General features: G+C 59.3%; 11 protein-coding genes and 1 pseudogene. 4 read left to right on the top strand and 8 right to left on the bottom strand.

Translation table 11 applies throughout. The features are described 5' to 3' along the window. Positions 1 to 19 precede the first annotated feature (19 nt). The 4 genes from FDQ92_RS05750 (at position 20) to FDQ92_RS05735 (ending at position 4690) form a co-directional block, all read left to right on the top strand. Positions 20 to 463, top strand: coding sequence for a hypothetical protein (locus tag FDQ92_RS05750; RefSeq protein WP_137423695.1), 444 nt, complete (start codon positions 20 to 22; stop codon positions 461 to 463). Between the two features lie 86 nt (positions 464 to 549). Beyond that, positions 550 to 1098, top strand: a complete 549-nt coding sequence (locus FDQ92_RS05745) for a CBS domain-containing protein (RefSeq protein ID WP_137423694.1) — start codon at positions 550 to 552, stop codon at positions 1096 to 1098. A 110-nt stretch (positions 1099 to 1208) separates the two neighbouring features. After that, complete coding sequence (locus FDQ92_RS05740) at positions 1209 to 2219, top strand: glycosyltransferase family 4 protein (protein WP_137423693.1); 1011 nt, start codon at positions 1209 to 1211, stop codon at positions 2217 to 2219. Beyond that, positions 2216 to 4690: a PEP/pyruvate-binding domain-containing protein gene (locus FDQ92_RS05735; RefSeq protein WP_137423692.1), complete on the top strand. Its 2475-nt coding sequence runs from the start codon at positions 2216 to 2218 to the stop codon at positions 4688 to 4690. Before FDQ92_RS05740 ends, FDQ92_RS05735 begins: the two co-directional genes overlap by 4 nt. A 70-nt stretch (positions 4691 to 4760) precedes the next feature. Here the strand turns inward: FDQ92_RS05735 and phoU are convergent, their stop codons facing one another. From phoU to FDQ92_RS05695, 8 genes and pseudogenes are all read right to left on the bottom strand, one after another. Further along, the gene (gene phoU / locus FDQ92_RS05730) at positions 4761 to 5435 is read right to left on the bottom strand and encodes a phosphate signaling complex protein PhoU (protein ID WP_137423691.1); all 675 of its coding nucleotides are present in this window, start codon (positions 5433 to 5435) and stop codon (positions 4761 to 4763) included. A 36-nt stretch (positions 5436 to 5471) separates the two neighbouring features. Further along, a pseudogene (gene pstB, locus FDQ92_RS05725) lies at positions 5472 to 6227 on the bottom strand (phosphate ABC transporter ATP-binding protein PstB); the annotation flags it as partial. Between the two features lie 627 nt (positions 6228 to 6854). Next, entirely contained in the window at positions 6855 to 7910 is a 1056-nt protein-coding gene (locus FDQ92_RS05720; protein WP_137423689.1) for a PstS family phosphate ABC transporter substrate-binding protein, read from the bottom strand. 168 nt (positions 7911 to 8078) lie between these two features. Then, the gene (pstA, locus tag FDQ92_RS05715; RefSeq protein WP_137423688.1) at positions 8079 to 9380 is read right to left on the bottom strand and encodes a phosphate ABC transporter permease PstA; all 1302 of its coding nucleotides are present in this window, start codon (positions 9378 to 9380) and stop codon (positions 8079 to 8081) included. After that, positions 9373 to 10761, bottom strand: a complete 1389-nt coding sequence (gene pstC, locus FDQ92_RS05710; RefSeq protein WP_137423687.1) for a phosphate ABC transporter permease subunit PstC — start codon at positions 10759 to 10761, stop codon at positions 9373 to 9375. The genes pstA and pstC overlap by 8 nt, the downstream gene beginning before the upstream one ends. A 197-nt stretch (positions 10762 to 10958) precedes the next feature. Next, a complete protein-coding gene (locus tag FDQ92_RS05705; protein WP_137423686.1) occupies positions 10959 to 12818 on the bottom strand; it encodes a bifunctional diguanylate cyclase/phosphodiesterase in 1860 nt (619 codons plus the stop codon). 379 nt (positions 12819 to 13197) lie between these two features. Continuing rightward, positions 13198 to 13680 (bottom strand): TraR/DksA family transcriptional regulator, encoded by a 483-nt coding sequence (locus FDQ92_RS05700; protein WP_137423685.1) that lies wholly within the window; start codon positions 13678 to 13680, stop codon positions 13198 to 13200. Positions 13681 to 13904: 224 nt separating this feature from the next. Further along, on the bottom strand, positions 13905 to 15056 hold the full coding sequence (locus FDQ92_RS05695; RefSeq protein ID WP_137423684.1) for an oxidoreductase: 1152 nt from the start codon (positions 15054 to 15056) through the stop codon (positions 13905 to 13907). Between the last annotated feature and the right edge of the window lie 16 nt (positions 15057 to 15072).

Here is a 15072-nt window from a genome sequence, read left to right as displayed (position 1 = left end):
AATGGATGGAGGGATAACGATGGCAGTCGCCTCTGACAAGCCGAACCCGGCCGGCAAGATTCAGGCCGGACCCGAACAGGTTCTGTACGCCAAGATCCTCGAAAAAGGGATGTATTTCGGTCTCTTGGCCCTGATCATCACCTTTGCCGTTTACGTTTTTCGTATCTTGAAGCCCTACACCCCAATGCGTGATCTTCCCAAGTATTGGTCCATGGGCGTAAACGACTACTTGAACGCCACCGGGATCCACGCGGGGTGGTCCTGGATGGGCATGCTTCGTTACGGGGATTTCCTGAATTTCATCCCCATCGCCGTTCTTGCCAGCGTCACTCTCGTCTGTTTTGCTTCCATCGTGCCGCTCTTGTGGCGTCAAAACGACAAGGTGTACGCGATCCTGGCCGTGGGCGAAGTCATCATCCTGACGGTCGCCGCCAGCGGTATTCTGGGTACCGGGGGGCATTGAGGAGCGGGCGGCCAGGGCGCGAGGAGCGCCGATACCATGTCAAGGGGAAGAGACGTCAAGGACAGGCGGAAAAGGAGATTATTTCCATGCCCATCACCAAAAAAGTAAGGGATATCATGGTTCCGCTTTCGGATTATGCCGTTACCAACGTGAAAAGCAGCCTGAAGGAGGCCGTTCTGAGTCTTCGGAAGCAGTACTGCCAGGTCGAGGAAGGCCGGTGCACGGAAGCGGGGCATCGAAGCGTCCTCGTTCTGGACGATTCCGGAGCGCTTGTGGGCGTGCTGGACTTTCGTAGCGTTTTGCGGGTGCTCATCCCGGAGATTGCGGGAGGTCTCACGGTGCGTCTTGAATCGCTGGGAGTGGCGGCGGCGTTTGCCGAGGCCGGCGCCGCTGATCTGGATGAGAGTCGCCTCGACTTTTACGGCAGGGTGAGGAAAAATGCCGAAACCAGGGTGAGTGAAATCATGCTGAAGGTGCGGGGAACCATTGATGCCGAGGCGGACCTGATGGACGCTTTGCGACTCATCTATCGAAACAAGGTTCACATGCTGCCTGTTTTTGATGCCGGGAAATTGGTGGGGGTTGTTCGCGATTCCGATCTCTTCCTGGTGGTGGCCGATATTTTTAGAACTTGAGACCAGCGGAGCGCAGACGCCGGAGGGATCTGACTCGTGGCGCCTCACAGGGCCGGGGGCGGCCGCACCCCTGGCGGAGGCTGGGAGTGGTCGGAAGGTGTTCAAGCGCCATGAATATCGCTATCGCCACGGATGCTTGGCATCCACAAATCAGCGGGGTCGTCACCAAGCTGGTGCATACGGCTGCGGCGCTGGAAGCTTTGGGGCATGGCGTTCGGCTGATTCACCCCAACCTTTTCCGCACCTTTCCTTGCCCCACCTACCCGCAAATCCGTTTGGCCCTCAATCCTTGGAAGGAGGTCTCCCGCCTATTGGACCGGGCGACGCCGGATGCGATTCATATCGCCACGGAAGGACCCATCGGCCTAGCGGCACGCTCGTATTGCAAGACTCGAAAGCTGCCGTTCACCACCTGGTATACGACCCGGTTTCCTGAATACGTGGCCATGCGGTTTCCTATCCCCGCGGAATGGACCTATGCGGGCCTTCGTTGGTTCCATTCCGCCGCAACCCGGGTCCTCGTCGCCACCGAAGCCCTGAAGCGGGAACTGGCTGAAAGAGGATTTGCCCGTGTGGTGGTGGTCCCGCCGGGCGTGGATACCGAACGGTTTCATCCTCGTGTCAAAACCTTCCCCGACCATTTCCGCCCGGTCTTGCTCTATGTGGGGCGAGTCGCCATAGAAAAGAGTATCGATGACTTCTTGAATTTGGAGGTTCCGGGAACCAAGGTGGTGGTCGGCGACGGCCCGGATTTGAACAGACTCCGGCGGGCCTTTCCGAACGCGATCTTTCTAGGCCCTCGAACCGGTGAAGAACTGGCGCGGATCTATGCCGAGGCCGATGTGTTTGTTTTTCCCAGCCGAACCGACACGTTCGGCTTGGTCCTGCTGGAAGCCATCGCAAGCGGCGTTCCAGTGGCCGCCTATCCGGTTCGCGGGCCTTTGGACGTCATCCGCCCCGGGGTGACCGGAGTCCTCGACGAAGACCTCGCCCGGGCGGTGCGAGAAGCCTTGGCCCTGGATCCCCAACGCTGCCGTACCGAAGCCCTGCGTTGGACCTGGGAAAACAGCGCTAGGGCTTTCCTCGAGCATCTGGAACCGCTGCACCGGAATCCATCATGAAACTGTTGATTGAATTCAGTGAACCCGAGGCGCTGTCGCCGGAAAAGGTGGGGCATAAGTTCGCCGCCTTGGCGCGGGCCCATCGAGCAGGCTTTCCGGTACCGCCCGCCTTCGCGATTTCCATGGACGCGCATGCTCACTTCTTGGCTTGCCATGAGCCCCCGGAGGGGCTGGCGGACGCCGTCCGGCGGGTCTTCCCCGGGCTGGCATCCTCGGAGGGCGTGGCCGTACGCTCTTCCGGCATCTGGGAAGATACAGAAAACCAAAGCTTTGCGGGACAATACCGGACGTTGCTCCGCGTTCGTAACGCGACGGACGCGATGACGGCCATTCAAGACTGCTGGGAAAGCGCCGGTCGTTACGCTCTGAATCGCACCGAGGGGCAGGCGGAGCACGAACGCCCACCACCCACGATGGCAGTCATTCTGCAACGGATGGTCCCCGCCCGTCTGGCCGGCGTCGCTTTCACCCGAAATCCTGTTTTTCCGGCGCTTGATGAGGTAGTGATCGAATGGACAGAGGGCTCAGCCGAGAATCTCGTGAGCGGGCGCATCACGCCCTGCCGCGCCTATGTTGGATCGTCCGTCCGCCTGGACCGGGAGACTCTGGATGGCCCAACACGAGACGGTAGTCCGCCTCTCGAAGTCCTCGAGCGTATCGCCGCGTTGAGCCGCCGCTGTGAAGCCCTTTTCGGGAAACCGCAAGACGTTGAATGGGCAGCGGACTTCGATGGGCGGATCTGGCTCCTCCAGTCGCGTCCCATCACCACCCTTGCCGCTCCTCGCACAGACGTCCCGCCCGGCTTGTGGACCCGGAAGATCGCAGAAGACCTGTGGGCGGATCGCCTGACGCCGTTTCTTTCGGACGTCATGGAGCGCAACGCCGAACGTTTCGATTTTTCGGATACCCTGAAGGCGCTGCGGCTTCCAACCGTAAGGCCGACACTCGCCGTTGTGGACGGTTACTTGTACGTCAACGGTGAAAGTCTGCAGTCGCTCCTCATATGGATCCCCGCGGGATTCACACCTTCCGTGATACGCAGCCTATTCCCTCCCGGTTTCGATTTCAGTGCGGTCCCAAGGGCTTCTTGGCGGGAAGTCCTGCGATTGGGGCTGCGGCTTCTGGCCCTGATTGCAAACGATCGGCAGGCCAACCCCTTCACCTGTCGAAGGGAGACCCAAAAGCGGCTGCGTGAGCTCGAGAAACGACTGCAAGGAACACCTCCGGACGAGGTTAGCACCGAGACCCTGCTGGAGCGGGTCCGACACGATGTGGCTATCATGGCCGAGCTTCAGGCGCTCAATCAATTTCCCTACGCTTACGCCACGCTTTACGTCTGGTTTCTGCGCTGGCTTACCGTGGAGGTCTTCCGATGGGGGCCTGGAAGCTTTCTCCACGCCCTCCGCAAACACGCACGGAACGTCACCGTGGAAATCGAGCGGGCGGCAAGGTGTATCGCCCGTCAGATGGCCCGAGCGCCGGGGCTCGTCGATGCTGTCCGCCGCGCGCCTGCGGATCGTTTTCTGGAATCCATACCGGAGACGATCCGGGAGGCGGTCCTCGATTTTCTTCATCGCTATGGGGTTCGTTCAGCCGATCGCTCGCTCATGAGCCCTCGATGGGCGGAGAAGCCGGAACAGGTCTTCAGCATGCTTATTTCGCTGGCTGTCGCCGAGTCCTCGGAAGAGGCGGCGCCTCGGTTTCAGTTCGCCCATGCCGCGCCACCCCACGGTACCGCCCCCACCGGGTTCCCCTCTTCTCAGAGGAGCGGGCTTTCGGAAGACCGGTCCTCCGAGGCGAGTCAGGCGCCGCCGCTTTTCACAAGGATTCTTTCAGCACCGGCTTTTGCTGGAGCTCAGCGCTATTTGGACCTTCGGGAAGCGCTCCGGTTCTTTCTCGACCACATCCTGTACGACCTTCGTCTCAGCTTGTTGGCCCTCGGCGATCGACTCCGGCTTGGTGACCAGGTATTCTTTCTGACACTGAAGGAAGTGGAGGACCTGGTGACAGGTCATCTGTCGTTGGAAGGCGCGGCGGAACGCAGCCGCAGCCGCAGGAGCGCCTTTCAATCCTCCAGGCGACCCCCGCGATTTTTAGTACATGGGGTTCCTGTGGACGAACTGGAGCTGGGACGCCGGCCGGTGCTTCGAGGTGTTGGAACCAGCCCCGGTCGCGCTGCGGGGCGAGCGCGATGGGTCACGGACCCCTCGGCGGCCGACATCGAGCGGGGTGACATTCTTGTAGCCCGCCACACGGACCCCGGGTGGACACCGATCTTCAGCCTGGTGGCCGGCGTGGTCGTCGAAGAAGGCGGATTGCTCAATCACGCGTCCATCGTGGCCCGCGAGCTGGGCATCCCTGCCGTGGTGGGTGTTCGGGAGGCGACTCGAAGGGTGCCCGACGGGAGCTCCATCGTGATCGATGGAAGCCTCGGTATCGTGCGCCTGGAGGAGGCGGGGCGAGCGCCATGAGCTAAAGATGTGTATCGGGCTCGGTGGAGCGGGTTTCTTGAATGGGACGGCTCGGTTCTCAGCCGGCACATCACGCGGCAGGGTGCCCCGCGTAGGCGGCCCCGGTCACAATGAAGTGAACGTTTTCGGCGAGGTTTTTTACGTGATCGCCGATGCGTTCGCAGCAGCGTCCGAGGAAGATCAGGCCCGTTGCGGCCCGAAACCGCGCATCGTCTTTTTCGAGAACCAATCGCACTTCCTCCAGGAGCCGGGTGTACATCCGGTCCAGCTCCTCGTCGGCGTGCCAGACGGCAACGGCTTTCTCCAGATCCAGCCGGCGGTAGGCCTGCAGGACATCGGAAAGCATTCTCTGGGCGGTTTCGATCATCCGAATGACCGTCGAAATGGGCGGCAAGGCGTCCCCCGGGCCCAGGTCTGAGACATGCCGGGCGATGTTGGCTGCATAATCGGCGATACGTTCGAGATCGGCGGCCATTTTTAAGGCCGCCACGATGTTTCGAAGGTCTACGGCCACTGGTTGTCGCATGGCGAGTAGCCTCACCGTGAAGTCGTCGACGGCCCGTTGGAGGGCGTCGATCCTTTCGTCAGATCGAATGATGTCCCTCGCCAAAACCTCATTGTGCTCTTGGAGGGCCGACAGCGCCCGCTGTAGTTGAGCTTCGCACTCCTCGGCCAGTTCCAGAACCTTGTCTTTCAGTCGTTCCAGTTCTTCTTCGTAGGAGCGGACGATATGCGGTTGCGGCATGTCTTTCCTGTGGGATCTCTCGGTAAAGTAAAGGAATCAGCCGAAACGGCCGGTGATGTAATCTTCCGTGAGCTCGTGGCGGGGATTGGTAAAGATCACAGCGGTGGGTCCGACTTCGATCAAATCGCCCAAGTGAAAAAACGCGGTGCGTTGGGAGACCCTCGACGCTTGCTGCATGGAATGGGTGACGATGGCGATGGAATACTGTTGTTTGAGTTCGTCGATGAGGTCTTCGATGACGGCCGTGGCGATGGGATCGAGAGCGGAACAGGGTTCGTCCATGAGGATCACCTCAGGGCTAACAGCGATGGTGCGCGCGATGCACAGGCGCTGCTGCTGGCCTCCGGAAAGGCTGGTTCCCGGTTCTTGGAGCCGGTCTTTGACCTCGTCCCAGAGCCCAGCCTTTCGCAAGGACGTCTCGACGATCTCGTCCAGTTCTCGACGCGTTTCCGCCAGGCCGTGAATCTTCGGGCCGTAGGCCACGTTTTCGTAGATGGATTTGGGAAACGGGTTCGGCTTCTGGAACACCATGCCCACTTGGGCTCGGAGCGACACAACGTCCACGCTCTTGTCGTAGATATCTTTGCCGTCAAGAGTGATGCGGCCTGTCACGCGGCACCCTTCGATGGTGTCGTTCATGCGATTGAGGCATCGCAGGAAGGTCGATTTGCCGCAGCCCGAGGGCCCGATCATCGCGATCACCTGGTTGCGTCCGATGTCCAAAGAGATGTTTCGGAGTGCCTGCTTGTCTCCGTAGAACACGTCGACGTTTCGGCACGTCATCCGAGGATCCTCGTGAAACGGCTCTCCGACCGTTTCTCGAACCTCCCTGGACGTCCTAAGGGCTCTTGAGGTACCCACCATTTGCGACCGCTCTTCCCTGACGTGGTGGTTCGTTTTCGGCATCTTGTTTAAGGCATCGAGCATGGGCTCTGTACTTTCTGATGGAATTGTTGTCCCTCGGGTGCGGATCTTTTAGAACGACATCCAGGGTGAGCCTCTGAGGTAGATCCAGATGGCCTTGAAGCAGCAAGCGCATCAGCTCCGTTTCCCCTCGTTCCCAAGCTCCAGCTTGGGAACGCCCTGCCCGGGAAGCTCCAGCTTCCCTCCTGCTACAGCTGAAACGCGCTGTCTTTCTAGGGAGCTCGCCAGGATCTCGAAGTGATGTTTCCCCTCGTTCCAAGCTCTGGCTTGGGAACGGCATCACCGAAGCTGGAGCTTCTGCACAGATGTGTTCCCAAGCTGGAGCTTGGGAACAAGAAGCAAAAGATCTGCACCCTTGTCCCTCTCTGGACCCAATCCCGCCGATCTACACTGACGACGGGCTCCAAAAGCTGTAGCCCCTCATGCGAACATTGCATCACAGAACCCGGCGGAGAGCCGGCGGCGGCGGCCACCGGCTTCCCGCCTCGGAATCCGTTAGTCGATCGATTTCAGCGGACGCAGTTCTTTCGCGGTTTCGGCGAACTTGGCCCGTTCATCGTCCGGCATGGGGATCAGTCCCTTTTCCGACAGGTAGCCGTTGGGGCCCCACGCCTTATCGCTGGTGAATTCGGCGAGATATTCGCGAATCCCGGGAATCGTGTCAACATGAGCCTTCTTCACGTAGAAGAAAAGCGGGCGTGAAACCGGATACTCACCGCTGGCGATCGCCTCGAAGGTGGGCTGAACGCCTTCGATGAAGGATCCCTGGATCTTGTCGGTATTCTGGTCGAGAAAGCTGAACCCGAAGATCCCCAGGGCGTCCGGGTTGGCGACCAGTTTCTGAACGATCAAGTTGTCGTTCTCCCCGGCTTCGATGTAGGCGCCATCTTCCCGAATGGTGTGGGCGATCGCCTTGAACCGCTTCTTGTCTTCGTTCCTAATGGCAGCGATCCAATCAAAGGACTTGGCGCCGGCTTCCATCACCAGTTCGGAGAAGGCGTCCCGAGTACCGGAGGTGGGGGGCGGGCCGAGCACCTCGATCTTCTTGGCCGGCAGTGCGGGGTTCACGTCTTTCCACGTTTTGTAAGGATTCGGAACCAAGGTCTTGGATCCCTTCGGATCGGGAACCTGTTTGGCCAAGGCGAGGAAAATATCCTTCCGGGTCAACTTGAAGGGTTCCGCGCTTTTGGAATTGGCCACCACGATACCGTCGTAGCCGATCTTGACTTCTACGATGTCCTTTACGCCGTTCGCCTGACACTGATCGAATTCCGACTTCTTCATCCGGCGGGAGGCGTTGGTGATGTCCGGATGTTCCACCCCGACACCCGCGCAGAAGAGTTTGAAACCGCCGCCGGAGCCCGTCGATTCGATCTTGGGGGTCTTGAAGGGGGTGGTCTTTCCGAACTGCTCAGCGACAACGGTCGCAAACGGATAGACCGTGGACGACCCCACGATGCTGATGTAATCCCTGGACGATTGAGCCTGAGCCATCAATGACAACCCCAACACAAGTGCCAAAGCAACCCACAGAGACGTCTTCTTGAACATTTCTTCTCCTTCTTTTCTTGTTTGGTTTCAACACAAACTGATTTACCCTCTCCGACCTCCATCGGCTCGGCCCCTCACACCGCGCGAAGGGCCGGCCCGCCCCCGGCCCACTGTTGCATCGCCCCGTCGGAGCGGGAGGGCCGAGGAGCCGATCCGCGACACTTTAAGTTACCACCTCCGTTCGAACCGCCTGCGTAAGATGACCGCCGCAGCATTCATGAGGAGCAAAAAGGCAAGCAGCACAACGATCGCCGCCGAGGTCCGTTCGACGAACGCGCGTTCCGGACTGTCGGCCCACAAAAAGATCTGGACGGGCAAGACGGTGGCGGGATCGTAGAACCCCCGGGGAATATCCACGATGAACGCCACCATCCCGATCATGAGAAGCGGCGCCGTCTCACCCAAAGCGCGCGCCATCCCGATGATGGCTCCGGTAAGCATGCCTGGGAGCGCCAAAGGCAACACGTGGTGCATCACCGTTTGGACTTTGGAAGCTCCCACACTCAAAGCCGCTTCGCGAACCGAGGGAGGAACCGACTGCAACGACGCACGGCTCGCGATGATGATCACCGGAAGGGTCATGAGGGAAAGCACCAAGCCGCCCACTAAGGGTGCGGATCGCGGGAGCCCGAACAAATTCAAAAAGACGGCAAGCCCCAAGAGGCCGAACACGATGGAGGGTACGGCGGCCAAATTGTTGATGTTCACTTCGATCAGGTCGGTCCATCGGTTCTTGAAGGCGAATTCTTCCAAATAGATCGCCGCCGCTACGCCGATGGGGAAGGAGAGAACAGCCGTTACGATAAGTGTGTAGAATGAACCCACCACGGCGCCCCAAATGCCGGCGAGCTCAGGCTCTCTCGAGTCACCGGAGGTGAAAAAGCTGTGATTGAATCGCTTCTGGATCCTGTGTTCCGCGGCCAGCCGTTCGAGCCATGCCACCTGGCGTTCCGAAAGGCGCCCTCGCCCGGCTGCTCCTTCCTGGTCAAAATGCCCTTTGAACCACATATCAACGTCGTCGTCAGCCGGCACCCACACGGATACGGTCCGGCCGATGACTTCGGGGTTATCCATGGCCAATCGGCGCAACTGGAAGACCGCCCCGGTACTCACCAGCGCATTCAGCTCTCTCCTGGCGCTCCTTCCCTCCACTTCAGGAAAAAGCCCCCCCAACGACCGCGCCACCAACCCATGGTAGTCGGCTGTCTGAACCGTCTTGGGCGTAAAGACCTCGGGATCGAACGTAACGTCCAACCGAATAGCCGTCTGCCAAAACGCTGTGTAGCCTTTGACAAAGATGCTGACCAGCAGCAGCGAAAGGAACGTAAGGCTCGCGATCACCGCCAGAAGCCCGTAGAGGCGGAATCGTCGCTCAGCCCGATATCGTCCGGGAAGACTTCGGTTCACAATCTCGATAGTGCGGATACGTGAACCGGAATTGTTGCGGCGTTCACCACTGCCGTTATTCATACTGTTCCCTGTAGCGGCGCACTACGTGAAGCGCGATGATGTTCAGGACCAAAGTGACCAGGAAGAGCACCAGCCCCAAGGCAAAAGCGGCCAGGGTTTTCGGGCTGTCGAATTCCTGGTCTCCGACGAGCAGGGTCACGATCTGGACGGTCACGGTGGTCACGGCTTTCAGTGGGTTGAGGGTCAGGTTGGCGGCAAGTCCCGCAGCCATGACAACGATCATGGTTTCTCCGATGGCTCGGCTGACGGCGAGCAGAATGCTGCCCACGATACCGGGCAGAGCCGCCGGGAGTACCACATGCTTGATGGCTTCGGACTGGGTGGCCCCCAGGCTGTACGCACCATCGCGGAGCGACTGAGGGACGGCGTTGATCACGTCATCGGAAAGGGATGAGACGAAGGGAATGATCATGATCCCCATAACCAAACCGGCCGCCAAGGCACTTTCCGAAGCCACGTCGAGCCCGAAATATTCACCGGCTCGGCGCACGAAAGGTGCCACCATCAACGCGGCGAAGAACCCGTAAACCACGGTGGGAATGCCAGCCAGGATTTCCAAGAGCGGTTTTGCCACGTCGCGAAATTTCCGATGGGCATATTCGGAAAGATAGATGGCCGAAAAGAGCCCGATGGGAACCGCCACCACCATGGCGATCAATGTGATGAGCAGCGTCCCTACGAATACGGGAACGGCCCCGAAAGCGCCCGACGCCCCCACTTGGTCGGCGCGGATGGCGATCTGCGGGCTCCACTGGAAGCCGAAAAGGAATTCGCTGAGAGGAACCGCCTTGAAGAAGCGCAAGGCTTCGAACAACACAGAAAACACGATCCCCACGGTGGTGAAGATCGCAAGAGTGGAACATGCCACCAAAAACACCACAAGCGCTCGTTCGACGTAGTTTCTGGCACGCAATGCCGGAGAAATGCGCCGCGCGACGACAACCATGGACAGTCCTGCCGCGGAAAGCGTAAAGGCCGTCAAGGCCTTGTGGCTGATGTCCATGTACTCCCGGTACCGTGCCGCGGCCGTCAGGATGCTCGGCTCCGGCCGACTGGAGACGATATTGCCGTTCACGAGATTCCTGATGTCATTGATCACGAGACTCAACCGTTCTTCCGGAAGATTTCTGAAGCTTTGGGGCAAATCGGAAAGAACGAGGCTCGTGATGACGTTGTCTTCAAAAGCGATCCAGGCGCCGAAGACGAGCAAGGCCGGAACCGCACAGGAAAGCGCCGTCAGGCTGCCGTAATAGGTGGGGCGCGAATGCAAATGGCGGCTGCCGCCGATTTTGCCCGCTACGGCAAACGCCCGGCGGCGCCCCAAGTAGTAGGCGAATGACGAGAGCAGCAGGAGAACCACAAGCAGCGACGCCGGTGACATCGGTTTCCTTTCGACCTGGATTTCCCGGTGAAATCCAACCGTCCCTTCAAGGAGTTACACTATCATTTCGTTCCGACCGACTCGGAGAAGATTCGAGGGTGCTCGTCATGTGCCGAGCAGCCTGAAGATAGAATCGTGTTGTTGTTGTAGGGTTACGCTAATGTTACATTCCTGTGCCGCCCGGCAACCATAGGGTTTCAACTGCATCGCTGGTCCGTGTAGACGCTGTTTCCGGGGATCTGCTTCGCCTTCTTTTTCACTTCTGAGGCCACCGAGACCAAGTGGCCGTAAGAAGAGAAGACGCGATGCTGATTGGTCAGGATCGCGATGGAAAGAGTGAGCAGCGGGAACTCCTGAAGATTTCCATGCCGGTCGAGCCCCGTGTAATAGCCGCGCTGGACGGTTGCGGGATCATGAAGCGAGGCGATCTCGGCCTCAAATTCCAGCAAAAACTGCCGACAAAATGCTTCCACACCTTGAGCGCGGCAGACGGCCACAAAGTCGTCTCCGCCCACATGCCCGATAAAAGCCCTCTGATCCCATCGTTTCAGCCGCTCCCTCAAGAAATTCCCGAGAAACCGGATGACCCGGTCCCCGTGGTCGAACCCGAAACAATCATTGAAGGGCTTGAAATGATCCAAATCGAAATACAGGACCGCAAAGATCTCGTTTCGAGCCAAGCGCCCCGTGATTTCCTCCTTGATCAGATTGTTTCCTGGAAGGCCTGTGAGGGGATTCGCCTGGAGCGCCATTTGCAGCTTCTGTTCCGTTATGGCCTCCAAAATTCGGAAAACCTTGACGATGCCTACGTACACTCCGCCTCGGACCACGATCATCGCGTCATAGACGTTTTGCTCCTCCCGGCGGAGGACCGTGCGCGAAACATCGTCGAGCAAGGTGTTCCATTCCAAGATCAGCGCGGGTTCCATCACGGTCTGTACGGGTTTGTTCATGTGGAGCGAGTAGCCGTAACGCCGCCCCAGCATTTGAAATAGATTCATCCTGTGTACGATGCCCACCGGGCGGTCTCCTTGGACCACGGGAATCGCCGAAAGATCTCCATTGCTTTCGAAACGTTCGACCAGCTTGGAGACGCAGTCGGAACCGACGGCCGGTTCGACCGGTTCGGCGAGGCTGCCGAGGTGGTTGTCCGGGTATCTTTCGCCCGCGAGCAGGGTTCCGCGTCCCATAATGCGTGAGCGCACCACATCCGGGCACGTTTGGCGTCCTGCTTCGGGTCGGCCGAGCAGATAGCCCTGGCCGAAATCCACGCGGAGGTCCAAGAGCACGTCCAGTTCCGCTTCCGTTTCAATGCCTTCGGCGACCACCATGGCGCTGATCTTATGACAAAAAGAAACGAGGGATTCGAGGAGCATCCGCTTCTGAGTGGACTCCTGGATGTCGGAGACGAGAAACCGGTCCATCTTCACCATGGCGGGTTCCATTTGAGCGAGCATCTTGAGGCCGGTGAAGCCGCAGCCCAAATCGTCGATGGCTATGCGAAACCCTTGGTCCTGATAAAATCTTACGTTTTCCACAAAGAGGGAATCGTTTCGAATAAAGAAGCGTTCCGTGAGTTCCAGCACGATCTTTTCCCGGACCGCGTGCAGCTCCTCAAGAAGAGGCGAAAGTCGCTGCGGATTTCGGTCCTGCAGAAGCAGCGAAGGGCAGATGTTCAAACAAATCAGCTGATCGATCCCCTGTCGTAAGGCGCTGTCCAACGCGGTTCGAAGACAGAGCTCCTCCAACTGCGGGGTCTTCCCAAACCGGGAAGCCGCCCTGAACAAAGCCTCGGGGTTCTGGAAAGGCGAAGGGCCCACCACCCGGCTGAGGGCTTCGTAGGCGAAGATTTCACCCGAATGGAGATTGTAGATCGGTTGAAAGACCGTTTGGATGCGCCGCCGATTCAAGATGTCCAACAGGCTGGCATGCGCCGCATGTTCTTCGGCTTTGTCCAGACAGGACTGAAAGCCGGTGGAAACGGCGGGCCATGGAGCCTTAAGCGCATCCCTGCCCGTGCCGCTCTCTACGACCCCACTCTGCGGCACTTGGTTCATGCTTCGCCTCCCTGCGCCATCGAGTCAAACCGTGTGTGTCCAACGAAATCACCGTTTCTAGAGTCGACCGTCATTCGGTGTTTCTTGAGAGTATCCGTGTGACATTTTTGTGGCGTTTCGGGTTTGGACTCGCTTTCTGGATACAGGCGGGTGTGGCGGGGGACCCGCAGGTCATCGAACCGCGGCGCGTCGCCGTATGGGTGGTATGGACTCAGCAAGCCAATTCGGTCGAACGGCGCCCCAGAGACCCCCCAAGGGGCCCTGGATGGCTCAGCGCGGGCTTGTGTGGGAAGGTTGCACTCGAAGACAAGGAGCGTACAAGATGCGCCGTTCGGAAAGGATTGACGCGACGAGACCGACATGCCAAGGACGATTGCGATCATAAAGGGCGTCTGGGGATCTGAACGGCTCCACTCATGGAGTATCGCCACGGATCGGAGGTTTCGATCCCGCCGGGAATAGTCGCCCAGCTCTCCGCTCTCGATGCCCTCCTTCCCGAAGCCTTTTCCGCGCGTTCGATTTCCCGCTGGCAGGAGAGGCAAAGTACCGCCGTCGGTTGCACCATGAGGCGTTTATAGGATATGGGATCGCCGCAGGATTCGCAGATCCCGAATTCGCCCTTCTCGATCCGCTCCAAGGCTCGATGGATTTGCCAAGCGAGTTTGCGGTTCCGATTTTCAATATGCCGCAACACTTCCCGATGATGTTCCAAGTCAGCCTTGTCCGCTTCATCCATGGGCCCATCGGGCGCGGGCTGGACTTCCGGGCAGGAAAACTGTCCCTGGACGGCTTCATGAAGGCCGTCAAGGGCTCTTTCAAGCATTTCCCTGAAGTAACGCAGTGCTTTTTGGTCTAAACTCATGGCTTACCTCCACAGTGGGTGCTTTGGTTCCGAACGTCCGTTGGCATGCCGGTCCTCAGTCCTTTCCGCAGGTGTTCATCGGACGCCGCTGGGGTCCGGCGCCTGCGGCAACTCATAAGCTGTGGAGGTGACGTTTTGGAGGACGCCCGTTGAAAATGGTGTGACAAAATATCCGAAAAAAAAGCCGCCCCGGGCGAGGCGGCCATGGTCTGCGAGTCCCGTTTTCACGCGGGGTATGCTTCGCTATCGTCCTTTTTCTCTCCCACACGGTCCAGGAAGGCTCGGCGCACGTGCTTCGGCCACTGAGAGCAGAAGACGGGCTTGCCGCTGGTGGCTCGCTTCAGGCAAAGCGAACAGGTGGGTTCGCAGCGGCGGATCGCTTCATCGATGGTCTTTTCCGCTTTTTTCGGCCACTCGGGGTCCGCGAAAAGGACTCGGGCCAATCCCACCAGGTCACAGGCGCCTTCGGCCAGCAGCCGCTCAGCCGTCTCGGGCCTTTGGATCCTTCCGGCAGCGATCACCGGAACCGACACTGCTTCCTTCACACTCTTCGCGAAATGCGCCATGAACCCTTCTTCCTTTTCCTTGGCCATGTAGTCGGGAGTAAAAAAGGAGTCATAGGTGCCGGCCATGACAGACAAATATGCCGGCGAGCGCTTCTCCAATTCCCGGGCAAAGGGGATCGTGTCTTCCAAGTGAAGACCGTCGGGGAGCCATTCGTCGGCGAGGAACCGATAGCCGACCGGATAATCCTCCCCCACGGCGGCCATGACCGCGTCCACCACTTGGAGTGGAAACTTCATCCGGTTTTCGAGCGCCCCGCCGTATTCATCGTCACGGTGGTTGGTTCGCGGCGAGAGAAACTGGACCAGCAGGTAGCCCGTACCGCCGTGGATTTCCACTCCGTCGAATCCGGCTTCCTTCACCCTTCGGGCCGCCTCGGCGAAGCTCCGCACCGTTTGCCGGATGTCGGCTACCGTCATGGCGCCGGGGGTCACGTCCCCGGTCTTTACGGGAGACGGAGCCAGCCGTTCGGGGAGAAACGCATAGCGGCCGGCATGATTGATCTGGAGCACAGCCAGCGCACCCTCCTCGCGGATCGTTTTGGCTAGTTGGGCGAGCCCGGCCATATAGACGTCATCGTCCACGCGCAGCATGAACGGTGAACCCGAGCCTGTGAGGTCCACCGCCGCGTTTTCCACAACCACCATGGCCACGCCGGATGCCGCCATCATCCGGTAATGATCGATCACGAGAGGGCTCACCGTACCGTCCGGGTTGGCGTAACCCGTGTACATGGGCGCCATGATGATGCGGTTCTTGAGTCTCAACCCGTTCATCTCGTAGGGACTGAAAAGCATCGACTGAACTTCCATGGTGACTACCTCCCTC

Origin of the sequence: Desulfoglaeba alkanexedens ALDC (genome assembly GCF_005377625.1) — a bacterium.
Taxonomy (GTDB): domain Bacteria; phylum Desulfobacterota; class Syntrophobacteria; order Syntrophobacterales; family DSM-9756; genus Desulfoglaeba; species Desulfoglaeba alkanexedens.
This window is presented reverse-complemented; position numbering and strand designations above follow the sequence as displayed.